Here is a 22,540-nt window from a genome sequence, read left to right on the forward strand (position 1 = left end):
AGAGACAATCGCTGTCTCCCGCTACGTCGTGGAGACGACCGACGTTTCCTGCCGTTCGATCCGCTCGCAGAAGCGGATCATATTCCCGAACGGATCGATAACGCTGGATTCGATCGTGCCCCATTCCGTCGTCTCCAGGCCCGGGCGCATGTAGCGGTATCCCTTCGCGTTGATCTCGCGATTGAACTCACGAACACCCTGCATCATGACCCGCAGCTGCACGCCCGGCGAGCCGTCTCCGTGATGTTCACTCAGATGCAGGACAAGCCCGTTTCGAGAAATCTGCCGGTACAGCGGCGCATTCGCGTCGAACCGATGCTCCCAATCGACGCCAAAGCCCAAGAAGCCGAGGTAGAACTCGTCAGCTTTCGGAACGTCGAAAATACGCAGGATCGGGATGACCTGCTGGAATTGGATCGTACCCGCCATAGTGCCTCTCCTTGTGTGTCGGACTGACGACGTGGTTTTGCGCGAACGGCGACGTCGGGTTTGACCCGATGTTCCTATCGGAGGTGCCGCTTGTGTGATAGGTCCTGCTCGTCTCTCAGTTCGGCGACGAACGCGCGTCCAGGTAAGGCTAGCTCATGCAACAATTGACGGACGAAGGTCGGCGGATCGTCGATGATGTGGCGCGCCGGCACGGATTTTCGAGTGACGCCGTATTGTGCATGCTGCTCGCGGTGTCGGCCGGTTACGGCAACCAGGCCCAGTTCAATCATCCCGAATTCGGCGGCATGGGCCAATGGTCGATGGGCGGGATGATCATGATCGGCGACATGTTCAACAACTACCTGAAGGGCCGTGTCGATTCGCTGTGCCAGGAATTGTCGAGCCTGATCCAGGGCCAACCGCTGTTCCAGATCCCCGCCCAAAGCCAGAGCCAATCCCAAGGCGGCGGTGGTGGCGGCGGCTGGCAGGGCCAGAGCGGAGGCAGCCACCAGCAGCAAAGCAACGGCTACGGCAACACCGGCGCGAGCCTTTTCGTACCCGCAGCATCGAACAATTGGTGGCCCGCCGATCTCGGCATGGCCGGTTCGACCGGCGGCCAGAACAATCTGCGCTATGCCTATTTTCCCGCGGCGCGACGGCTGGCCGTCGACATCAATGGTCAGGTATCGGTCTATGATACCGGCCAGCACCAGATCGGCGGTTTTTCGCAACAGCAAAGCGGCGATCAGTCGATCACCTTCACCAGTCAGTTCGGGCTGGTGCGCCTCGCCGACCTGCCGCGGGTCAACCCCATGAACAGGAGCATGAATACGGGCGCCGCCCCGCAGCAGAGCTATGCCAGCCAACCCGATCCCTGGGTGCAGCCCGCGCAGAGCGCGCCGCCGCCGATGCCAGCGCCGCCACCGCCTCCGCCACCGCCCATAGCGAGTTCAATGGCGAGTTCGCCGCCGAACCAGTTCGGCGCACCGCCCGTGCAGCACGACGAGATCGTCTCGCTGATCGAAAAGCTCGCCGAACTGCACAAGAAGTGCATCCTGACGGATAGCGAGTACGAAGCGAAGAAGGCCGAATTGCTCAGCCGGCTCTGATCTCGTTTCGATTACGGTGACAGTCCGTGATTGCGGTGACGGCATTGATTAATTGGGTGTCGCAGGTGCCGTTGCGTCATCTGCTCCGCATCGGGCACATCCGATCGCGGCAGCGGCGCGGCTGGTGCCAGCCGCGCCGCGCCCTGCGCCATAGCGTCAGATTCGATTACCAGTAATCCGGCTCGTCGACCGGTGCTCCCCAGCCGGGCTCGGCGTAGCCATACGCGTAACCGGGACTTCGGTAGCTGTAGGTGTGGTGATAGCTGCCAAGCCTCCGGCATTGACCGACGCCGGCTGCCAGTTGGCCGCCGTTCATTGCGGGGCCTGCGGCTCCGACAGCGCTTTCGCTGCTGGGCGTACACCAGCCGGGTCCGCGTCCCGCGGCGAGACTCGGGCTTGATGCGGCGAGCGATACAGTCGCGGCCATCACGGCAGCCACGCTCAGTCGTTTCAAGTGCGTCATCGTCTTTCTCCATGTCTGCGATTGACACGCGAACCAATCCCTGCCGCCGACGACCGTTCCTCTCGCGCCGCTCGCGATTGCGCGAGCCAACAAAGGTTTCGGGAACACTGCGGATCAATCTCACATCGCATTTGCAGGGGAACACGTGGTGCAGTGACAAGTGCTGCACCCACAAAAAAGGGCTCCCCTCGGGGAGCCCTTTTCCGGTTAGTCCCAATCGTAGTGATGGTGTCGCCTGATCACGACCGTCCGATCGGCGTCGCGATCATACCAGCCACGATGCCAGCCGCGGCGAGAACGTAAGACAGCTTCTTCATGTTCCCTTCTCCAGTGTTAGTTACCCCTCGGCGGGAAAACAAATCGCGCATGGTGACGTTCCGGTTTCCGTCTGGAAACTTTCTTGAACGGATGTTCAGGGAGTTCCGGAATCGAGCGTGTGGGCGCGTTCTATCTTGATGACGCGACGATGGTGATTGCGTGATTACCCGATAAACGATCAAGTGCACTGTCGTGCCGAACGTGGAAGTTTCATGCACTGTCACCGTAACTCCGGGCCAGTATCCTCGAGCAATGACGACACCGGCGACGCGAACGAGTGAGGGAGAAGGAAAGCGTCGAAAGCCCCGAATATCTGCAGCTCGGTGACAGTGCATGAAATTGACGTTGAGTTTTGTGCACTGTCAACTAAACAACACTCGCGCAAACGTCGGTTTAAATACGAACTCGAAAGCGGCCATCTTGATCGAAAGATGGCGTTCTAGCCCTTCCAGCCGCATTCGCGATTTGGTCGAGCAATGGCCGAAGACATATCGCGTACTCGTATGGATCGAGAGGCACGTCGTCTATGATTTGCTCGGCGAAATGGAACTGGTCCCGATCAAGCACTCCTGCTTGATCTTCGAATAAGGTGCCGGGCTCCATGGCGAAAGAATAGGGAATGCCCTTCACCCCGATCAAGCTGACGAGCAGAACATAGGGCGGAGCCGCATCGCGCGCAACGAGCGATCGCAGATAGGCATGGGACTCTCTGACAATGGTGCCTTCGGTGCGGATCGAAGTGAGACGATCGGGATTTTGCCCTATTCCGCCACCCGTCGCGAACACGGAGTCCACAGCCTCAACAATTCCATTGTGATAGGCCTGCACGTAAGCGCGATGGCTTCGCCCATCTGCTCCACGATTCGAGAGCACCAAACAACCATCGATATTGATACGGAAGTCGCCGGCTTGGCCGCCTATTGGTGAAAACGCGGTAAAGAGCTGCTGTGGAGCCTGGTTGATATCAAGACGAAATGACTGAGAGCCGTCGAAGGCAGACAGCGGAGCAACGTGTAATACGAGAGGGCGACTGCCCATGAGCGGAACCGGCGTATCTCCGCCAACAATCTTCGCAATACGATCAAAGCGAAAATTGCGAATGCGATCGGCTAATTGCGGCGCCCGAGTGAAGAGACCACGGAGTTCGTCAACGTTCGGCTCGTATTTACCAGCTGATGATCGCGCCCAAAATCTGTTGCTTCCTTTACGGACGACCCGGTGTGGTTGATTGTAGCTTCGCGGAATGCGGAGCACCAAAACGTGCCCGCCCCCTGTGATTGGCACAGCTTGCACAGCAAAGCCGAAAATTTGCGGTTGCAGTCCTGTGCGCGCGCTGGCTTCTAGCCGCAAGACCTCGGCATCAGCATCGATTTGGAGTGCGGAAAGAGCCGTAGGCAGACCAGCCTGCTCCGTCATTCCAATAATGATGTCGCCACCGGCAGTATTTGCGAACGATGATACGTCAGCGAGAAATTCACTGAGGTCCTTATCTTGCCCACCATAAACATTAGCTTTGTATTCGATATCGCGCCTTTCCGGGACCTGTGCTTGGATCAGGCGTTGGAGGTCAAATTCACTGATCGCGCTTAAAGCGACACCTCTTAAACTCATCGCGTAACCTACCCTTCGAAATCATGTTCAACCTGAACATCGGGGAGATATTGCACCGATCTCCACCAGCGCTGCTTATCACGGGCGATCAATGCGGATGTGCGATCGGAGAACCAAATGTTGCCGCCTTGCGAGGCGGTAAGGCCGGGCACCTCATCGCCACGCGCCCATTCAACGCTCCCCCAGCGTCCACCGCGACCAGTATAGATAAGCACGAAATACCGATCCATCTGCACATCGTAGTGCACGCCACGGAAGCCGGCTACGTTGTATCGGTAGCGACGGCGGTGTTTGACGATCGCTGGCACAATCGGAGCGGTGAGACTGCACCAGCGGTAATGCTTGCGTTCGTTTAGCAGAGTGGGAAACCGATTGATCCAGAGGGTCTCTGTGTCGAACCGTTCCCCGTAGTTGCAGCGCTGGAGGAGCGCGCATCGAATCGGATAACCCTGTTTCCATTCCTCTAGAAACCATTGGCGTAGCACGCCGCTGGCATATTTGAGGTGTTCCCGAAATCGGTCCTCGCGCGTGCCGGCAGTCTCGCCCACGTAGCGGACGATAAAATCACGACCGGAAAAGAGCGCATAGATCTCGGCCATGGCGAGGTTCCCATGGGTTCCATCCGCGCTCGGATTCAGGCGAAATCGAGACAGGACAATGCGGCGATATTGCTCCAGGAAAAGAGCATTTGCGGGCTGTGGGGAGGTTCTCGGGAATCGAACCTTGGCCTGACCACAAGAACGACAGAAAGCGAATACCGCTCATCGCTACCCTTGGGCGGCTTAGGGGGAATTTCAGTCTGCGTATTGATTGCACTGGTACAGTTGGGTGGGCTCGAACCACCGACCTCCTGTTCCACAGACAGGCGCTCTAACCAACTGAGCTACAACTGCATCCTTGCGAGCCGCCCTGGGGCGCCCTGGTGAGGGCCGGCAACCTGGGGGCTGGACGGGGCGGAAACTAGGTGCAACGGCCGTTTTTGGCAAGGCCGCAAAACCCGATAATCGCGCCTCTCTAGGACGACAAATCCTTGGATTCGATCGGCTGTCCACGATTTACCCCGTGAGACCTGAACCCCTCACCCGGCTCGCGCCGGACGATGCTTCGCATCGCCGGGGGGCGATCCGAACTCTCCCTACGGGCGAGGTGAAAAAACCCGGGCCCTGCGGCCCGGGTTTTTTAGTCAATTCAACGCCAATCCGCTCAGGCGGCGGGGGGCGTGTAGAGCTTGGCGGCGCCGGCCTTGATCGGCTCGGCGGTCGCGGCCGCGGCGCGCTGGGCGATCTCGGCGAGCTCCTTGGCCTGGGCCTGGAAGGTCTCGAGCTGGGTCTTGGCGTGGCCGGTCCACAGCTGGAAGGCATCGGTCGGCGATTTGGTGCCGAACAGCTGCTGGGTGAAGTCCAGATGGGCCGTCGTGTTGGCCTTCATGAACTCCATCAGCTTGGCGGTGTACTCGTTCGCGCCCTTGGAGACGGAGGCGAACACGGCTTCGACGGTGCCGTTGTGGCTTTCGGCGGCGTCCTTGAACTTGGCGTAGTTTTCGCGGGCCTGCGAAACGCCCTTTTCGGCGAACGCACGCATCTGCTCCGGAACCTCGAACGGAATGACGGAGGCAGAGAATGGATCAGTCGCACCTGTCATGGTTGTCCTCACGATAATGAAAATGGAGTGAGCCTTCTGGCGCGCCCGCCGGGCCCCGATCTGGGCCTCAATTCAGCGATGCGAAGACCGGATACGCAAAACAACGAGATGGCTCGTCCAGCGCCCAGTAGTATCCCTGCCTAACATGTCAACATTGTGCGGCGCAACGCGATCCGGGGGTGCGTTGCGAAATTTAATCCCGGTGAAGGTGATGTTCCCGGGTGGGGGAACCGGGGGTTGAGGTATCTCGATGCGAGCCGCGAGGGGCGGTTCGCCCCCTCTCCCGCTTGCCTTGCGGGAGAGGGTTGGGGAGAGGGTGTTTCCGCAATGGGACAGCCCCGATGAGCAAAGAGCCCTCACCTGGCGCGCGGGACGATGCTTCGCATCGCCCGGAACGCGCCGACCTCTCCCGCAAGCGGGCGAGGTGACCGAGCCCGCGGCACGGATAGTTCAAGCCACCAACGGCCGCCCAGCTCAATGCTTCGGCGTCGTCGCATCCATGGCGGCGCGATGGACGATCTGGCCCATTTCGCCGGCCTGATCGGCCAGCGCCTTCATCTGGGCCTGGACGTACTCGCCGTGCAGCCGCATCACCTCGGAGAGGTCCTTGGCGTGAACCAGCGATTGGGCGTAGTTGAGGGCGGCCTGCACATTGGCCTCGGCAAAGGAGAGCGCCTTTGTGCTGAGATCCTTGGCGCCGGCGCGCATGGTCGCGCCGTGTTCCTCCAGCGAACCGGCGGCGGCCTGGGCGTTGCCGAGAAGCTTCTCGAATGCGTCGCGGGCCTGTTTGAAGCTCGTTTCCGCCATGGATCGCATCTCCGGCGGAAGCTCGAAATGTGTCTGGTCGGTCATTGCCACTCCTATGCTGTTGCTTCGGCCTTTCGGCCGTCCCCACGCGCCCGCGGGCAGAGGCTAGCGGCGAACGGTATTGCCGGTATGACGCCCGCGGTCATCGCGAATCCTGCGGATGCAACTGCGCAGCGGCTTGCGGGTTCAGCCACATTAAGGTTATCGCGGCATTAGGACACCCCTCATAGGCTGGGCCGTGGACCTGCCCGCGCCTGCGCGCGATACTAACCCTTTCTTAAGGCTGCCATTCCCGGCAGCCTTGCGCGTGATAGCGAGACTTGAAGCCGGTCGGATGACGAATTCGGATTTCCAGTTGCGAGGCATCGGCGATCCCAGGCTGGCCGTGCATGCGACCGCGCCGCTGCCGGCGTGGCTCTGGTCGCTCGACGGCACGCGGGTGCTGTGGGCCAATGCGGTCGGCGCAAAATTCTTCGGCGCCGATAACGCGGCCGCCCTCGCCCAAAAGACCTTCGGCCCCGCCGACAGCCATCGCCGCCAGGTCGCGCAACTGGCGCGACGGCTGTCCGCCAGCGGCGCGATCCGGCTGGAGCGGCTGCGCGGCTTCGGCGCGGCGCTCGGCACGCTGATGACCTGCGCCTGTGCGCGGCTCGATTTTGCCGATGGAAGTTCTGGTGTGCTCGTCACCGCGATGGCGGCGAGCGGCCGCACCATGCCGCTGGTCGAGCGGCTGCATCGCCTCGTCGACGGCGCGGCCGTGCCGATGGCGGCCTTTGCGCCGGATGGTTTGTTCGTCGGCGCGAGCGAGGCCGCCCGCCCACTGCTCGGCTTCCGCGATCTCGGCGAAGCCGGCCTCGACCAGGCGCGCAGCGATGCGCTCGCCCACGGCCGCGTCGCGCTGCCGATCGGCATCGGCACCATGGTGCTGCAACGGGTGGGCAGCGGTGCCGATATCGGGCTCGTCGCGCTGATCGAGCCTGCGGCGGCACAAGCCGCGCCGGCGGCGGAGAGCGTTCCGGACGCGGTGCCGGTAGAGGTCGCGGTTCAGAGCACGCCGGCCGCCACACCCGAAGCTCCGGTCGAGCCTGCACGGCCGATTGTCGAGACGCCGAGCGCGCCGCCGCCGCCGAGCGAGGCCACGTCCGGAATTGCGGTGTTCGACTTCGATCCATTCGCCGAGCCGGTCGAAACGCCGGCCGAATCTCCGGTTGAAAACCTGGCCGAGGCCATGGTGTCGCCGCAGGCCACGCCGAATACGGCGGCCATGGTCGAGCCGCCGACTGCACATGTGGAAGCACCGCGCCAGCATCCGCTGCGCTTCCTGTGGCAGATGGATGCGCAAGGGCGCTTCGTGCTCGCAACCAGCGAGTTCATCCACCTGATCGGTCCGCACACCGCGGCCGGCTTCGGCCGGCCCTGGCGCGAGATCGCCGACGAATTTTCGCTCGATCCCGAGGGGCGCGTCGCGCAGGCGCTGGCGAGCCACGACACCTGGGCCGGCATCACCGTGAACTGGCCGGCCGATGGCGGCGAGCATTTGCCGGTCGAGCTCGCGGGTCTCCCGGTCTACGACAGCGAGCGCAATTTTGCGGGCTTCAAGGGCTTTGGCGTCTGCCGCGATCTCGACGCCCTCAACCGGCTCGATGCGCTTAGGCGGTACGAGCTGTTCGCCGAGCCGCGCATGGCGCAAGGCCTTTCGGCAGATGCGGTCGAGCCGGACGCCGAGCCGGAGGCGCCGCCTCTGGTCGCGCCGCCGCCAGAACCTGAGCCCGAAACTGCAACTGAGCCTGAACCGCCCGCCCCCATCACCGACGCGACTTCACATCCAACCGATCCGGAACCGCCAGTGGAAACGCCTCCGAATGTCCTGCCGTTCCGCAGCCCCGGTGATCCCCGGTCGCCCAGCGATCAGAGATCACCTGGTGATCAGAGATCGCCGACGCTGACGCCGGTCGAGAACAGCGCGTTCAACGAGCTCGCACGGCAATTGTCCGAGCGGCTCGAGCGCGAGCGCGAGACGATGGCGTCCATTGCGGCCGAACCGCCGGCTGCGGAGATCACGCCCGAACCAACGGCGCCGGAGCCTGAAGTGCCGCCAGCCGCCGTCGAATGGCTGAGCGAGCCCGCGCCGCCGCCGCGCGGCGACAGCGTGCGCGACCGCACGCTGCTCGATCTGGTGCCGACCGGCGTCCTGATCTACCGGCTCGATCGCCTGCTCTACGCCAACCCCGCCTTCCTCGCGCGCATGGGCCATGCCAGCCTGGCCGCGCTGGAAGATGCCGGCGGGCTCGACGCGCTCTATGTCGAGCCGGGCGTATCGTCAGCCAGCAGCACCTCGCAGGCCGGCACGCCGGTGACGATCAGCGCCACGCTCGCCAATGGCGAGCAGCCGCTGGCGACCACTGAAGCGCATCTGCACGCGATCGACTGGAACGGCGAAAGCGCGCACGCGCTGATCTGCGCGCTGCCGCAGCCGGTGGTGGCGATCCCCGATCTGCCGGAGCCAGAGGCCGAGCTCGAAGCCGGCGACGCGGATGCGGAGGATCTCGCCGCGATCCTCGACACCACGGCCGAGGGCATCGTCATGTTCGATGCCGAAGGCAACATCCACGCCTGCAACCGCAGCGCCGAAGCGCTGTTCGGCTATGACGGCGAGGCGCTGATGCAGCAGAACCTGGTGACGCTGTTCGCGCCGGAGAGCCAGCAAATCGTCATCGACTATCTCGAAAGCCTCAAGAGCCAGGACATCGCAAGCCTGCTCGACCACGGCCGCGAGGTGCTGGGGCGTGAGAAGAAGGGCGGCGTGCTTCCGCTCGCCATGATCATGGGCCGCACCCGGCCCGACGGCCCGAACTTCTTCGCCGTGTTCCGCGATCTCTCGCACAGCAAGAAGGGCGAGAGCGAGCTTTCGCAGGCGCGACGTCTGGTCGATGGCGCCGCCAATGCCAAGGCCGACATGCTGGCGCGGATCAGCCATGAGATCCGCACGCCGCTCAACGCCATCATCGGCTTTGCCGAGGTGATGATCTCCGAACGTTTCGGCACGCTCGGCAACGAGCGCTATGGCGAATACATGAAGGACATCCGCGCCTCCGGCGAGCGCGTCATCACCATCATCGACGATTTGCTCGAGTTGTCGCGGATCGAGACCGGCAAGCTCGATCTCAATTTCGCCAACCTCAACCTCAACGATCTCGTCGAAGCCTGCGTCACGGTGATGCAGCCGCAGGCCAACCGCGAACGCATCATCATCCGCACCTCGCTCGCGCATGCGCTGCCGCAGGTGACGGCGGATGCGCGCGCGCTGCGCCAGGTCACCATGAATTTGATCTCGAACTCGATCCGGCTCGCCAGCGCCGGCGGCCAAGTCATCGTCTCGACCGCGCTGTCCGACCGCGGTGAGATCGCGCTTCGCATCCGCGACACCGGTCATGGCCTGAGCGAGAAGGAAGTCGCCGCCGCCATGGAGCCGTTCCGCACCCCGCCGCCCGGAGATGCCGCGGACAATTCGGCGCTGTCTCTTTCCCTCACCAAGGCCCTGGTCGAAGCCAACCGCGCCCAGTTCAACATCAAGAGCGCAGGTCACGGCACGCTGATCGAGGTGGTGTTCGCGCCGGCCCTGGCGCGGGCTTGAGAAAGACGAGACCAGAGCTCGCCGATTGGCGGCTGGACACGGAAGTACGTTTGTTCACGGTCTATTGGTGGGCTTGGCCTGGGAGCCAGCAAGGCGCTCGACCAGATAGTCGACAAAAACACGTATTCGCGCCGGCATGTTGGCGCCGCCCACGAAGACCGCGTGGAATATCTCCACATCGCCGGGATTGAACGCGTCCAGCAGGGATACAAGCCGCCCGGTGGCGATCGCATCGCCAATGCTGAAATTGCCGACGCGTGCAATTCCGACGCCGTCGAGTGCCAGCTGACCCAGCGTCTCGCCGCTATTGGCTTGGATCGTGCCGTGAACCGTGAGCCCGTAGTCGGTCCCCGCTTTGCGGAACGGCCACATCGGCTCGGCTCGGCGGAAGTTGAAGTTCAGGCAATTGTGGTTGTGCAGGTCTTCCGGCACCGCAGGCGTGCCGTGCCGAGCCAGATAGCCGGGTGAGGCGACTATCGTCCGACCATTTTCGGCAAGGCGACGAGCTGTCAGAGAGCTGTCCGCCAGCGGCCCCGATCGGATCGCCACATCCGCCTGACCCGCCGCCACGTCAACGATCCCGTCGCTGAGATTGATGTCGATCAGGATGCTCGGATAGCGGCGAACAAACTCCTCGAGCAGCGGAACGATGCAGATCCTTCCGTGAGCGACGGCGGCGCTGACCCTGATCCGGCCCCGCGGCGCGCTCTGGTCGGCGATGGTGCGTTCGGCTTCATCGATGTCCGCCAGAATTCGGCGGGCCGCGCTGAGGTAGGTTTGACCTTCGGCAGTCAGGGTCAGGGCACGCGTGCTTCGCAACATCAGGCGCGCGCCCAGCCGCGCCTCGATCCGGTCGATGGTGCGGCTGACCGCCGAGGGCGTCAGCGAAAGGCCGCGCCCCGCGGCAGAGAAACTGCCGCCGGCGGCGACCGCGGCAAACACCTCAAGTTCCCGCGCCCGATCAACGCCGCTCGCGACCACCTTTGCGCTCCATTCAAAAACGTTTGGCCCAAATACTCACTAATCTGGCTTGGTGGTCCGGTCTATCCCTGCACCATACGAAAAAGCACTAGACTAGCAGGAGATCACGTGATGACCCTTCCGAGCCTTTTCCGCGGCGTTGCCCTTGCGAGCGCTGCGGTGACCGCCCTGATGACGAGCCCCGCCGTCGGGGCCGGCGCCGACTTCCCACAAAACTTCCGCACCCAGGAGATCGCCACCAACGGGACCACCATCCATGTCCGCGTCGGCGGGACGGGCCCGGCGGTAGTGCTGCTGCACGGCTATGGCGACACGGGCGACATGTGGGCGCCGCTGGCGGCTGATCTCGCCCGAACCCACACCGTGATCGTGCCCGACCTTCGGGGCATGGGACTTTCCGCCAGCGCCGATACCGGGTTCGACAAGGTGAACGAGGCGGAGGACATCGCCGGCGTGATGGACGCGCTGCATGCGCCGCGGGCGGATGTGGTGGCGCACGACATCGGCAACATGGTCGCTTACGCTCTCGCCGCGCGACACTCGGACCGGGTGACGAAGCTGGTCCTGATGGACGCGCCGCTGCCTGGCGTCGGACCCTGGGACGAGATCTTGAAGAGCCCGCTACTCTGGCATTTCCGGTTCGGCGGACCGGATATGGAGCGCCTGGTCGCGGGGCGCGAGCGCATCTACCTCGACCGCTTCTGGAACGAGTTCTCAGCCGACCCGGCGCATTTCCCCGAGGACCTGCGCGCCCATTACGCACAACTCTACGCCGCGCCAGGGCGCATGCACGCGGGCTTTCGTCAGTTCGCCGCCTTCGATCAGGACGCCGTCGACAACCGCGCCTGGCTCGCGGCGCACGGAAAGCTCCCGATGCCGGTCCTGGCGATCGGTGGCGAAAAGTCCTTCGGTCCGACGATGACTGTCGTTGCACAAGCAGCCGCCATCGATGTCGAAGAGCGGGTCATCCCGAACTCCGGGCACTGGCTCATGGAAGAGCAGCCGGCGGCCACGGTGGCGTCGATCCACGACTTCCTCGATGGCCATCCGGCGGCTGAGAGGGAAGGACATCTCGGGCAAACGGCTCTGTCGCTCGATCAGACGCAGACCATGCCGATGTCCGGCGCCGGCGCGGGTACCTCGGGGATCACCGGCATCCGCACCGTGCTGCTGTATGGCGACCCCGCCAAGCCCGGCCCGTACGTGCTCGAGATTCACGTGCCGCCGAACACGGTGATCGCGCCCCACACCCACCGCGACGACCGTTTCGCCACCGTGATTTCCGGCGCCTGGTACTTCGGCTATGGCTCCAGACCGGGCGATGCGCCGGTCAAGCCGCTCACGACCGGCGGCCTGTACACCGAGCCGGGTGGTGCCCCGCACTTCGCTTTCACGCGCGCCGAACCCGCGGTCGTCCGGCTGACCGGCGTCGGCCCCAGCGACACAGTCTCCGTGGCCGCAACGCCCGCCCACTGACCTCAAACGCAAGCGCCTTGGTGTAGCGCACAAGCAAGAAGGGGCACGGTGTGAGCCGTGCCCTTTCGCATTTACTATGGTGCGATCTCAGCTCCGGCGGGACCGATCTTGCATCCTCGGCCGCGCGTTCCGCGGTCGCTCGCGAGCGGGTTCCGCTCGCGCGCCGCAGCTATCGCTTTGCCGGCGGACCGCTCTTGTTGCCGGGCAAACCTTTTACATTCGAGGGATCCTGCTCCTGGACCGACTTATTTTGGGAGTTCGAACCGACGGTTCCGGTATGCGCGGGCGGACCGTTCTTGTTGCCCGGAGCACCCGCGATCCCTGCCCCTGAATTCTGCGCGCTGGGGGAGGTGGCAACCCCATTTGTCGTATCGGCGCGATTGCGATCTCCCGGCATGTTCGCAGCCGCCCCGGGCTTGTCCTGCTCTCCGACATAGCCCGAGGCGCCGGAGTTCTGTGTCTTGATGCCCTTGTCCGCCTCGCTCTGCAGGTTCGAGTTCGGCGTCGTCTGCTGCGCGAGCGCCGGTCCTGCGATGAGCGGGACGGTCATAAGGATTGCTGCCATTGTTGTCCGCATGAGCGTTCTCCTCCAACTGCCCCGTCGCGCTTAACGCCCGGCGAGGCAAAGATTTCCTCGGCATCGCGAATAAGGAGAGGGCGCGAGCCGGCCTGTTCCTGCCATACACAATGCCCGCACAGGTTGAACTCGAACGATTTCGCTTTGGGTGGGACCAAAAACAAAAGGGGCACGGCTTGCGCCGTGCCCTTTCACATTCATATCGCGCGATCTCAGCTATAGATCTCGAACAGGCCCGCGCCGCCCTGGCCGCCGCCGATGCACATGGTCACCACGCCCCACTTGGCCTTGCGGCGGGCGCCTTCCTGCAGCAGATGGCCGGTGAGACGGGCGCCGGTCATGCCGAAGGGATGGCCGATCGCGATCGAGCCGCCGTTGACGTTGTACTTGTCGGGATCGATGCCGAGCTTGTCGCGCGAATAGAGGCACTGGCTGGCGAAGGCCTCGTTGAGCTCCCAGAGATCGATGTCGTCGATCTTCAGGCCGTGACGCTTCAACAGCTTCGGCACGGCAAAAATCGGCCCGATGCCCATCTCGTCCGGCTCGCAGCCCGCGGCTGCCCAGGCGACGAAGCGGCCGAGCGGCTTGAGGCCGCGCTTCTCGGCGTCCTTGGCTTCCATCAGCACCACGGCGGCGGCGCCGTCCGAGAGCTGGCTGGCATTGCCGGCGGTGACGTACTTGCCGGGGCCCTTCACCGGCTCGAGTTTCGCCAATCCTTCCAGCGTGGTCTCCGGACGGTTGCATTCGTCGCGATCGACCACGTAGTCGACGATGCTCTCGGCCTTGGTTGCCTTGTCGACGACCTTCATCTTGGTCTTCATCGGGACGATCTCGTCCTTGAACTTGTTGGCCTGTTGGGCTGCGGCCATACGGCGCTGCGATTCCAGCGAGTATTCGTCCTGGTATTCGCGGCTGAGCTTGTAGCGCTCGGCGACGATGTCGGCGGTGTCGATCATCGCCATGAAGATCGCCGGCGCCGTCTTGAGCAGCTCCGGGTCGACCCATTCCTTCGGCGAGCCGCCGCCGGGAATCGAGATGCTCTCGACGCCGCCGGCGACGATGCAGTCGGCGCCGTCGGAGCGGATCGAGTTGGCGGCCATCGCGATGGTCTGGAGGCCGGAGGAGCAGAAGCGGTTCACCGAGACGCCGCCGGTCGATTTCGGCATGCCGGCGAGCAGCGCGGCCTGGCGGCCGATGTTCGGCGCGCCATGGGCGCAATTGCCGAGATAGCAGTCCTCGACGTAATCCTTCTCGACGCCGGCGCGGTCGACCGCATGGTGGATGGCGTGCGCCGCGAGCGACATCGGCGGCGTGATGTTGAACCCGCCACGGCCGGACTTGGCCAGGCCCGTGCGCGCGTAGGAAACGATGACGGCTTCACGCATTGTTTTCTCCCTTTCGAACATTGGTACGGAGGCGTTGGAACGAGGCGTTCTCGGCGCCATTGGTACACAAAGTTTGGGGATCGCGGGAAGAATAAAGCGCGGCGCTGCATCAACAAAAACGCCGCCCTTTCGGGCGGCGTTGTTCCGCAGGTCGGAATATATGATGGGCGTCATTCCGCGGCGCTCGAGTACCACTCCATTCGCTCGTCATGCGGCTTGTCCCGGGCATCCACGTTCTTCGTGCCGAGCAACAAGACGTGGATGGCCGGGTCAAGCCCGGCCATGACGGCAAATGGTGAGCGCTCGACTAGAACGTCAGCGCCTTGACCTGCTTGACCTGCGGCAGCGCCTGCACCTTGGCGAGCAGGTCTGCCGGCACGGCGCCATCGACCTCGATCAGCGCGATGGCATCGGAGCCCGGTGCGACGCGGCCGAGATGGAAGGTCGCGATGTTGATCTTGGCATCGCCGAGCAGGCTCGCGAACTTGCCGATGAAACCCGGCTTGTCCTCGTTGGTCACGTAGATCATCGACTTGCCGAACTCGGCGTCGACGCGGATGCCCTTGATGTCGACCAGACGCGGCTTGCCGTCGTGATAGACTGTACCGGACACCGAACGCTCCTGACGTTCGGTCGCGACCTTCACGGTGATCAGGCTCTCATAGTCGCTCTGGGCGGCGCGGACGATCTCGTCGACCACCATGCCGCGCTCCTTGGCGACGACGGGCGCCGACACCACGTTGACCTCGCCCAGCATCGGCCGCAGCAGACCCGACAACACCGCGGACGTGATCGCCTTGATCTTCATCTCGGCGACGTTGCCCTCATAGGTGATCTCGACCTTGCGGATGCCGCTCTCGGTGAGCTGGCCGGCGAACGAGCCGAGCTTCTCGGCCAGCGCGATGAACGGCTTCAGCTTCGGCGCCTCTTCCGCGGTGATCGAGGGGAAGTTGACGGCATTCGAGATCGCGCCGGTCAGGAGGTAATCCGACATCTGCTCTGCGACCTGGAGCGCGACGTTCTCCTGCGCTTCCGTGGTGGAGGCGCCGAGATGCGGCGTGCAGATCACGTTGGGATGACCGAACAGCACGTTCGCGGTCGCGGGCTCCTCGACGAAGACGTCGAAGGCGGCGCCCGCGATGTGCTTGGAATTGAGTGCATCGACCACGGCCTGCTCGTCGACGAGACCGCCGCGGGCGCAGTTGATCAGGCGCACGCCCTTCCTCATCTTGGCGATCGCGGCCGCGTCGATGATGTTCCTGGTCTTCTCGGTCAGAGGGGTGTGCAGCGTGATGAAGTCGGCGCGCTTGAGCAGGTCGTCGAGTTCGACCTTCTCGACGCCGATGTCCTTGGCGCGCTCCGGCGACAGGAACGGATCGAACGCGATCACCTTCATGCGCAGGCCGAGCGCGCGGTCGGCGACGATCGAGCCGATGTTGCCGCAACCGACGACGCCGAGCACCTTGCCGGTGATCTCGACGCCCATGAAGCGGTTCTTCTCCCACTTGCCGGCCTGGGTCGAGGCGTCGGCCTGCGGGATCTCGCGGGCCAGCGCCAGCATCAGGGTGATGGCGTGCTCGGCGGTCGTGATCGAATTGCCGAACGGCGTGTTCATCACGATGATGCCCTTGGCCGTGGCGGCGGGGATCTCGACATTGTCGACGCCGATGCCGGCGCGGCCGATCACCTTGAGGTTGGTCGCCTTCTCCAGGATCTTGGCCGTCGCCTTCGTCGCGGAGCGGATCGCGAGGCCGTCGTAATTGCCGATGATCTCGGCGAGCTTGTCCTTGTCCTTGCCGAGGTTGGGCTGGAAGTCGACCTCGACGCCGCGGTCTTTGAAGATCTGCACGGCAGCCGGAGAGAGCGCGTCGGAAATGAGAACTTTGGGCTTGGTCATGGGAATGTGTCCTCTGCCTTCCTCAAGGGAAGGGCCTTAGACCGGATTGGGTGAATGTCTCGGAGCACTTCTCCCTTTCCCCGCAAGAACGGGGAGAGGCTAAGAAAGAAAACTCAGGCCGCCTTGGCGAGCTGCGCCTTGGTCTCGGCGAAGGCCCAGTCGATCCACTGCGTCAGCAGCTCGACGTCCTTGGCCTCGACGGTCGCACCGCACCAGATCCGCAAGCCCGCCGGCGCATCGCGGTAGTAGGCGAAGTCGTAACCCGCGCCTTCCTTCTCGACCAGCGCGACGAGTTTCTTGGAGAACTCCGCCTGCGCGTCGTCCGAGAGCGAGGTGAGCGCGGGATCGGTGAACTTCAGGCACACCGAGGTGTTGGAGCGGATTGCGGCGTCCTTGGCCAGGAAGTCGATCCACGGCGTCTTCGCCTTCCAATCGGCCAGCACCTTGGTGTTGGCGTCGGCACGCGCGATCAGCGCCTTGAGGCCGCCGATCGACTTGGCCCAGTTCAACGCATCGAGATAGTCTTCGACGCAAAGCATCGACGGCGTGTTGATGGTCTCGCCGACGAAGATGCCCTCGTTGATCTTGCCGCTCTTGGTCATGCGGAAGATTTTCGGCAGCGGCCAGGCCGGCTTGTAGGTCTCGAGCCGTTCGACCGCGCGCGGCGACAGGACCAGCATGCCGTGCGCGGCTTCGCCGCCGAGCGCCTTCTGCCAGGAGAAGGTGACGACATCGAGCTTGGCCCAGTCGAGATCTTGCGCGAACGCGGCCGAGGTGGCGTCGCAAATGGTCAGGCCCTCGCGGGTCGCGCTGATCCAGTCGGCGTTCGGCACCCGCACGCCGGAGGTGGTGCCGTTCCAGGTGAAGACGACGTCGCTGTTGGGGTCAACCTTGGAAAGATCGGGAATCTCACCATAGGCCGCGTTGAGCTTGGTGACGTCCTTGAGCTTCAATTCCTTGACGATGTCGCTGACCCAGCCCTCGCCGAAGGATTCCCAGGCGAGCGTGGTGACGGGGCGCGCACCGAGCAACGACCACAGCGCCATCTCGACCGCGCCGGTGTCCGAGGCCGGCACGATGCCGATGCGGTAATCGGCCGGCACTTCAAGCACTTCGCGCGTCAGATCGATCGCGAGCTTGAGCTTGGTCTTGCCGACCTTCGCGCGATGCGAACGGCCGAGCGCTGCGTCCTTGAGATTTTGGGCGTTCCAACCGGGGCGCTTGGCGCAGGGACCGGAGGAGAAATGCGGCACGTCGGGCCGCGAAGCGGGCTTCGCTACAGTCATGATCTACCCTTCCAGATAGTAAGCCTCCCGTTGGGGGGAGGTGTCCCGCCGCGGCTGATACGGGAAACAGGGAGAGTCGTCAAGGAAGTTCAGGCGTCTCACGCTGGAGTGATGGCGCCTCCGGCGCAATGTCCGGCGCTTCGACCAAGGCGAGCGCGTTCAGCAAGTCCGTGGCCTCGCTGATCAATTGCGCGGCTTTGCGGCGGCTGCCGACTTTCAAAATGCACTTGTCATTGGCCTGCACAACGTAGTCGTTGCCGACCTTGATCATGGAATAGCTTGTCATCGAAATCCCCGAACCGACCGAGCCCGGTGTCTGACGCTGCGTAGCACCATTCGTTCCTCGAACAACGTGAACGACAGACGGGTAGTTTACCAGCTCTTAAGATGAACGAATGCGTGATCGGATTTTTCAGCCAGTGCAACGCCCGCCACGACCTGCTTTAAAAGCGGACAGTCATGCCGGCGTGGCTCAATGCAAATCCGAGACGCTTGTAGAAGCGCTGCGCGTCGACGCGACTTTGATGCGTCAGCAATTCGACCAGATTGCAGCCGCGCGCTTTCGCTTCCGCAATCGCCCATTGCACCAATTGCTCGCCGATGCCGCGGCTGCGGCAATCAGAGGCAACGCGGACATCCTCGAGCAGACCGCGAATGCCGCCTTGCGAGCTGATGCCCGGCAATACAGCGAGTTGCAGGCAACCGACCACCCTGCCCTCGCTCTCGGCAACCACCAGCGTGAGATCAGAATTGCGCTCGACCCGCTCGAATGCCTGGTAGTAGACAGCGGGCAACGGGTCCTCGATACGCTCACGGGCGCGGCCGAGATGATCGTCGGCGAGCATCGCGACAATCGCGGCGACGTCCTGGCGGCGCGCGCGACGAATGGTGACGGACTTATCGCTCATGTGAAAAAACTCCAGAACTCAACGCGCCGGCGAAAGACCAAGATACGCCTCGGCTTCGCCGATCCAGCGGCGAATGGCCGCATAGCGGCCGAGATCGAAGCCGCCTTCATGCGCGAGGCGGGTATAGGCGAGCAGCGAGACGTCGGCGAGCGAAACCTGTTCGGCTGCAAAGAAGCGGCTCGCGGCGAGATGCTGCTCCATGCGGTCGAGCGCCGCATAGCCGCGCTTGACCTTGTCCGCATCGAGCTCGGATACGTGCTTGCCGAGATAGACCAGCTGGAAACGGCACACCGCGATATAAGGCTCGTGGCTGTACTGTTCCCAGAACAGCCATTCGTCCATCTTGGCAGCGGCAAAGGCATCGCGCGGAACGAGCGCGCTGTCGCGGGCGAGATAGCGAATGATGGCATTGGACTGCGCCAGCGTGCGGCCGTCGTCGAAGGCTATGGTCGGCACCTGGCCGGCGCCGTTCATCTTCAGGAATTGGGGGTTGCGCGTCTCGCCCTTGCGCGTGTCGATCTCGATCCAGCGATAGGGCAATGCGAGCTTGTCGCAGACCCACTTCACCTTCAGACAATTGCCGGAATTGCTGTCGCCGTAAATCTGCATCGCTGCCGCCCCATGTCGGGCGGCAGAGCATCAGGACATAGCCAACCTGTCAACCGCGGCGTAGCGAAGCCGTCAGAACTTATAGCCGAGGCCGGCGCGAACGGTGTTGATGCTGGTGTCGACTGCGGACGTGAAGCGGATGTATTCGTACTCCGCCCGCACGAACAACCCGCCGTACAGATTGATGTCCACACCGAGCCCGCCCGAGTAGCCATAGACGAGATGGTTGTGCTGGGCGTTCGTTGAACTCAACGAATAACATACCGGCGGGGTCGCTCCCGAACATGACGATTGCGAGCCCGCAAAGGTTGCGGCATAGCGGTCCGTGACGACGACAGACTGGGAGATGTCGGCATTTCCAAGCGCGAGACCGCCGAAGGCATAGGGCAGAAAGTTTCCATAGGCGTAACCGGCCCGCGCTCGCAATGTTGCCAGGTCCGAAATGGAAATTGCAGACGTCGATGTGGCACCAACCGTATGGTAGAAGGCGTCGCTGAGCGGGCCGAAGGTTAGCGGTCCCTGGCTGGCTCTGGCCGCGCCGCCGAACGTTCCATGCAGATACGACCCCTCGAGGCCGATAACAACGTCGTCATACTGCAAGTTATATCCGGCAAATCCACCGAAGCTGGTCGAGCGGGCGGATTGCTTACCAAGGTTGAGATTCCACTGCCCTACCCCGGTTTCCTGGATGACGTTATTGGCAACCAATGCTGCGACCATGTTGTTGGTCGAACCATTGAAATTCTCGTCGGATGAGCCGTGGCCAACCTGGCCGCCGACGTAATAGCCCTCCCAGTTGACCCTGGCCGTGCTCAGGCCGTCGGTGAAGCTGCCGCGCAAGACGGGCAGATCCGGCATGTCGGCCGCATGCACGGCAGACACCGTTCCCAACATGACCGCCGCCAAGAAAAGCCTACGCATCGAACGCTCCATCGAACTCGAACTTTCGCTCGTGATCATGGCTCGTTAACCTTAACCAATGGTTGCGCCGGAGGCTGTCGTCGCTGCCGCAGCATGAAAAATACGCAAAGCAAAACGGCGCGGAATGATCCCGCGCCGTTAAGAGACGTTAAGCGATGAGGCTTGCGATCAGCCCTTGGTGACGAGCGGCGGCGGCATATAGGCCGGCGGGCTGTTGAGCTCCCAGCGGACGCCGAGCTTGATGTCGTGTGAGGTGATGTCCTTGACCTTGATCGTGGACGCACCCGAGATGCTGTTGTCGTAGGCGCGGAAGTTGCCCGGAGCCGCGTCGCCGAGATCCATGTAGCTGTAGGCCAGTTCGACGGTGAAGCCGGGATTGACCTTGTAGGCGAGACCAGCATGGGCGGCCCAGGCGAAATTCCACTTGCCGTTGTCGGCAAAGTAGGTCGCACTGCTGGAGGGCACGCCGCCAGCGATCTGGATGCCGTCGTCACGGAAGCCGCTGAGCTTGTTGTAGGAGCCGCCGACACCGGCGCCGATGAACGGGGTGATGCACCACCAGGTGCCGAGATCGACATAGGCGTTGGCCATGACGACCCACTCGGACTTGCTGCCGGAATAACTGTCGGAGCCGACGAAGCCGGGCGCGATCACGTTGTCCGCACCGTGCAGATTGGCCTTGCCGCGGTACTGGCCGATCACGTCGGCACGGAACCAGTTGTTGAAGCGATAGCCGACGCCGAGATCGAACAGCGGCGAGGAGTCAAAGCCGAGCCCGTTCGTCGTGGTCGGGAACGCAGCCGCGGTCGCGCTGTCGATGCGCTTGGCGCTCTGGTTGGTCATGCCGACGTCGCCGCGCAGGTACCAGCCGCCGAAGTCGGACGGCGGGGCGACCGGCGCGTACATGGGGGGCGGTGCCGCGATCGGCATATCGGCGGCGAACGCCATCGACGAGATCAGTGATGCCGCGCCTGCGGCAAGGAGAGACTTCACGCTACGCATTGGCTTCGTCCTTTTGGGCCGGTGAGGCAATACGGGCACCTCACTTTCTGGAAACTCACAGGCGGACGATCGCACCAAATGTTTAAGCGCCACTTAACCCTAATTTTTAAGGTTGATTTTTTCTGACCCACACGCGGATGCGGGCCGAAGCGTTGCAAAAATGCGGCAGATGCGCGCCGCAATTGCTAACGATTGATGAAGCCGCAATGCGGCAAATCAGGATCTGTTAACGCACGTGCCGCGGCAGCTTGGGCAGGAACACCGCAAGCAATCCGATCGCCGGCAGATAGGCGCAAACCTGATAGACGAACTCGATCGAAGTGTGATCGGCGAGCTTGCCGAGCACCGCGGCGCCCAGGCCGCCGATACCGAAGGCGACGCCGAAGAACACGCCCGAGATCATACCGAAGCGATGCGGCACCAGCTCCTGCGCGAACACGATGATCGACGACGTCGTCGAGGAGATGATCAGGCCGATGACGACTGACAGCACCGCGCTCGCAGCGAGCCCGGCATAGGGCAGCGCCAGCGTGAACGGCAGCGCGCCGAGGATCGAGATCCAGATCACGATCTTGCGGCCAAAGCGATCCCCGAGCGGTCCGCCGAAAAACGCGCCGACAGCGTTCGCTGCCAGGAAGATGAAGAGATAGATCTGGGCCGTCTGCGTCGACACGCCGAAGCGGTCGATCAGATAGAAGATGTAGTAGCTCGACAGGCTCGAGATGTAGAGCTGCTTCGAGAACAGCAGCGCCACCAGCACGGCGAGCGCGACGGCAACGCGGCGCGAGCTCGGCGCGTCAGGATGAGCCTGGACCACCGCCGTCTTCTTCGCCTTGATCTGCGGCTCGTACCAGCGGCCGATGCGCCAGAGGACGACGATGGCGAGAAACGCGATCGAGGAGAACCATGCGATGCTGCCCTGCCCGAACGGCACCACGATCAGGGCTGCGAGCACAGGTCCCATCGAGGTGCCGAAACTGCCGCCGAGCTGAAACACCGATTGCGCAAACCCGTAGCGGCCGCCGGAGGCGAGCCGGGCGATGCGCGCGGATTCGGGATGAAACACCGCCGAGCCGAGACCGACGAGGGCGGCGGCAATCAGGATGACGAGATATTGGTGCGCGGCGCTGAGCAGCAGCAGGCCGAAGAAGGTCGAGGCCATGCCGATCGACAACGAATAAGGCTGCGCCTTCTTGTCGGTGTAGTGGCCGACCACCGGCTGGAGCAGCGACGCCGTGAACTGGAAGGCCAGCGTGATCATGCCGATCTGCGCGAAGTCGAGCGCGTAGGTGTCCTTTAGGATCGGATACACCGAGGCGATCAGCGACTGCATGGTGTCGTTGAGGAAGTGCGAAAAGCTGATGCCGGCAAGCACGACATAGGCCGGCCCGGCGGCCGACTTGGCGGCAGAAGGTGTCGCGTCGCCGACGACGGGCTCGGTCAGCGTTTCCTCAGAGACGACGACAGGCTTGTTCACTGGAGCATC

General features: G+C 63.3%; 19 protein-coding genes, 1 tRNA gene and 1 pseudogene. 3 read left to right on the forward strand and 18 right to left on the reverse strand.

The genetic code is table 11. From position 1 onward, the window contains the following. Positions 1-21: 21 nt before the first annotated feature. Positions 22-429, reverse strand: a complete 408-nt coding sequence (locus JJE66_RS04655; protein ID WP_200512919.1) for a glyoxalase superfamily protein — start codon at positions 427-429, stop codon at positions 22-24. Between the two features lie 155 nt (positions 430-584). On the opposite strand from JJE66_RS04655, the gene JJE66_RS04660 reads away from it, so the two are divergent. Further along, positions 585-1,538, forward strand: a complete 954-nt coding sequence (locus JJE66_RS04660) for an SHOCT domain-containing protein (RefSeq protein WP_200512920.1) — start codon at positions 585-587, stop codon at positions 1,536-1,538. A gap of 166 nt (positions 1,539-1,704) precedes the next feature. On the opposite strand, the gene JJE66_RS04665 is transcribed toward JJE66_RS04660, so the two are convergent. The 6 genes from JJE66_RS04665 to JJE66_RS04690 all read right to left on the reverse strand — a co-directional run bounded on the left by JJE66_RS04665 (position 1,705) and on the right by JJE66_RS04690 (position 6,423). Next, positions 1,705-2,001, reverse strand: coding sequence for a hypothetical protein (locus tag JJE66_RS04665; RefSeq protein WP_200512921.1), 297 nt, complete (start codon positions 1,999-2,001; stop codon positions 1,705-1,707). Between the two features lie 711 nt (positions 2,002-2,712). After that, positions 2,713-3,930, reverse strand: coding sequence for a helix-turn-helix domain-containing protein (locus tag JJE66_RS04670; protein WP_200512922.1), 1,218 nt, complete (start codon positions 3,928-3,930; stop codon positions 2,713-2,715). Between the two features lie 8 nt (positions 3,931-3,938). Then, entirely contained in the window at positions 3,939-4,529 is a 591-nt protein-coding gene (locus JJE66_RS04675) for a hypothetical protein (RefSeq protein ID WP_200512923.1), read from the reverse strand. A gap of 217 nt (positions 4,530-4,746) precedes the next feature. After that, positions 4,747-4,823: transfer RNA gene (locus JJE66_RS04680), tRNA-His, on the reverse strand. Positions 4,824-5,133: 310 nt separating this feature from the next. Further along, positions 5,134-5,571, reverse strand: coding sequence for a phasin (locus JJE66_RS04685; RefSeq protein WP_200512924.1), 438 nt, complete (start codon positions 5,569-5,571; stop codon positions 5,134-5,136). Between the two features lie 474 nt (positions 5,572-6,045). Then, positions 6,046-6,423 carry a phasin family protein gene (locus JJE66_RS04690; protein ID WP_200512925.1) on the reverse strand — a complete coding sequence of 126 codons (378 nt, stop codon included), beginning with the start codon at positions 6,421-6,423 and terminating at the stop codon, positions 6,046-6,048. 289 nt (positions 6,424-6,712) lie between these two features. Here JJE66_RS04690 and JJE66_RS04695 point away from each other — a divergent pair, with 289 nt between their 5' ends. Further along, positions 6,713-10,012: a PAS domain-containing protein gene (locus JJE66_RS04695; protein WP_200512926.1), complete on the forward strand. Its 3,300-nt coding sequence runs from the start codon at positions 6,713-6,715 to the stop codon at positions 10,010-10,012. Between the two features lie 54 nt (positions 10,013-10,066). On the opposite strand, the gene JJE66_RS04700 is transcribed toward JJE66_RS04695, so the two are convergent. Then, complete coding sequence (locus JJE66_RS04700) at positions 10,067-10,993, reverse strand: LysR substrate-binding domain-containing protein (RefSeq protein WP_200512927.1); 927 nt, start codon at positions 10,991-10,993, stop codon at positions 10,067-10,069. A gap of 111 nt (positions 10,994-11,104) precedes the next feature. Here JJE66_RS04700 and JJE66_RS04705 point away from each other — a divergent pair. After that, positions 11,105-12,046, forward strand: a pseudogene (locus tag JJE66_RS04705) (alpha/beta fold hydrolase); the annotation flags it as partial. A 592-nt stretch (positions 12,047-12,638) separates the two neighbouring features. Here the strand turns inward: JJE66_RS04705 and JJE66_RS38585 are convergent. From JJE66_RS38585 to JJE66_RS04755, 10 genes are all read right to left on the reverse strand, one after another. Next, the gene (locus JJE66_RS38585; RefSeq protein ID WP_409362824.1) at positions 12,639-12,866 is read right to left on the reverse strand and encodes a hypothetical protein; all 228 of its coding nucleotides are present in this window, start codon (positions 12,864-12,866) and stop codon (positions 12,639-12,641) included. 392 nt (positions 12,867-13,258) lie between these two features. Next, complete coding sequence (locus JJE66_RS04715; protein ID WP_200512929.1) at positions 13,259-14,431, reverse strand: acetyl-CoA C-acyltransferase; 1,173 nt, start codon at positions 14,429-14,431, stop codon at positions 13,259-13,261. A gap of 307 nt (positions 14,432-14,738) precedes the next feature. Further along, positions 14,739-16,328: a phosphoglycerate dehydrogenase gene (gene serA / locus JJE66_RS04720; protein ID WP_200512930.1), complete on the reverse strand. Its 1,590-nt coding sequence runs from the start codon at positions 16,326-16,328 to the stop codon at positions 14,739-14,741. Positions 16,329-16,441: 113 nt separating this feature from the next. Next, complete coding sequence (locus JJE66_RS04725) at positions 16,442-17,614, reverse strand: phosphoserine transaminase (protein ID WP_200512931.1); 1,173 nt, start codon at positions 17,612-17,614, stop codon at positions 16,442-16,444. Positions 17,615-17,693: 79 nt separating this feature from the next. Further along, positions 17,694-17,885 (reverse strand): hypothetical protein, encoded by a 192-nt coding sequence (locus JJE66_RS04730; protein WP_246756084.1) that lies wholly within the window; start codon positions 17,883-17,885, stop codon positions 17,694-17,696. Between the two features lie 172 nt (positions 17,886-18,057). Continuing rightward, positions 18,058-18,522, reverse strand: coding sequence for a GNAT family N-acetyltransferase (locus JJE66_RS04735; RefSeq protein ID WP_200512933.1), 465 nt, complete (start codon positions 18,520-18,522; stop codon positions 18,058-18,060). Between the two features lie 18 nt (positions 18,523-18,540). After that, positions 18,541-19,131: a glutathione S-transferase family protein gene (locus tag JJE66_RS04740; RefSeq protein ID WP_200512934.1), complete on the reverse strand. Its 591-nt coding sequence runs from the start codon at positions 19,129-19,131 to the stop codon at positions 18,541-18,543. Positions 19,132-19,203: 72 nt separating this feature from the next. After that, entirely contained in the window at positions 19,204-20,052 is an 849-nt protein-coding gene (locus JJE66_RS04745) for an outer membrane protein (RefSeq protein WP_200512935.1), read from the reverse strand. 168 nt (positions 20,053-20,220) lie between these two features. Then, a complete protein-coding gene (locus tag JJE66_RS04750; RefSeq protein ID WP_200512936.1) occupies positions 20,221-21,054 on the reverse strand; it encodes an outer membrane beta-barrel protein in 834 nt (277 codons plus the stop codon). Positions 21,055-21,280: 226 nt separating this feature from the next. Beyond that, a complete protein-coding gene (locus JJE66_RS04755) occupies positions 21,281-22,531 on the reverse strand; it encodes an MFS transporter (protein ID WP_200512937.1) in 1,251 nt (416 codons plus the stop codon). Between the last annotated feature and the right edge of the window lie 9 nt (positions 22,532-22,540).

The sequence above is a fragment of the Bradyrhizobium diazoefficiens genome (assembly GCF_016612535.1).
Classification (GTDB): Bacteria; Pseudomonadota; Alphaproteobacteria; order Rhizobiales; family Xanthobacteraceae; genus Bradyrhizobium; species Bradyrhizobium diazoefficiens_C.

Coding starts and splice junctions, on each gene's coding strand:
- JJE66_RS04750 (WP_200512936.1), bottom strand. CDS start 21,054: ATGCGTAGCGTGAAGTCTCTCCTTGCCGCAGGCGCGGCATCACTGATC.
- serA (WP_200512930.1), bottom strand. CDS start 16,328: ATGACCAAGCCCAAAGTTCTCATTTCCGACGCGCTCTCTCCGGCTGCC.
- JJE66_RS04675 (WP_200512923.1), bottom strand. CDS start 4,529: ATGGCCGAGATCTATGCGCTCTTTTCCGGTCGTGATTTTATCGTCCGC.
- JJE66_RS04665 (WP_200512921.1), bottom strand. CDS start 2,001: ATGACGCACTTGAAACGACTGAGCGTGGCTGCCGTGATGGCCGCGACT.
- JJE66_RS04725 (WP_200512931.1), bottom strand. CDS start 17,614: ATGACTGTAGCGAAGCCCGCTTCGCGGCCCGACGTGCCGCATTTCTCC.
- JJE66_RS04715 (WP_200512929.1), bottom strand. CDS start 14,431: ATGCGTGAAGCCGTCATCGTTTCCTACGCGCGCACGGGCCTGGCCAAG.
- JJE66_RS04730 (WP_246756084.1), bottom strand. CDS start 17,885: ATGATCAAGGTCGGCAACGACTACGTTGTGCAGGCCAATGACAAGTGC.
- JJE66_RS04735 (WP_200512933.1), bottom strand. CDS start 18,522: ATGAGCGATAAGTCCGTCACCATTCGTCGCGCGCGCCGCCAGGACGTC.
- JJE66_RS38585 (WP_409362824.1), bottom strand. CDS start 12,866: ATGCCGGGAGATCGCAATCGCGCCGATACGACAAATGGGGTTGCCACC.
- JJE66_RS04685 (WP_200512924.1), bottom strand. CDS start 5,571: ATGACAGGTGCGACTGATCCATTCTCTGCCTCCGTCATTCCGTTCGAG.
- JJE66_RS04655 (WP_200512919.1), bottom strand. CDS start 429: ATGGCGGGTACGATCCAATTCCAGCAGGTCATCCCGATCCTGCGTATT.
- JJE66_RS04740 (WP_200512934.1), bottom strand. CDS start 19,131: ATGCAGATTTACGGCGACAGCAATTCCGGCAATTGTCTGAAGGTGAAG.
- JJE66_RS04695 (WP_200512926.1), top strand. CDS start 6,713: ATGACGAATTCGGATTTCCAGTTGCGAGGCATCGGCGATCCCAGGCTG.
- JJE66_RS04670 (WP_200512922.1), bottom strand. CDS start 3,930: ATGAGTTTAAGAGGTGTCGCTTTAAGCGCGATCAGTGAATTTGACCTC.
- JJE66_RS04660 (WP_200512920.1), top strand. CDS start 585: ATGCAACAATTGACGGACGAAGGTCGGCGGATCGTCGATGATGTGGCG.
- JJE66_RS04690 (WP_200512925.1), bottom strand. CDS start 6,423: ATGACCGACCAGACACATTTCGAGCTTCCGCCGGAGATGCGATCCATG.
- JJE66_RS04745 (WP_200512935.1), bottom strand. CDS start 20,052: ATGCGTAGGCTTTTCTTGGCGGCGGTCATGTTGGGAACGGTGTCTGCC.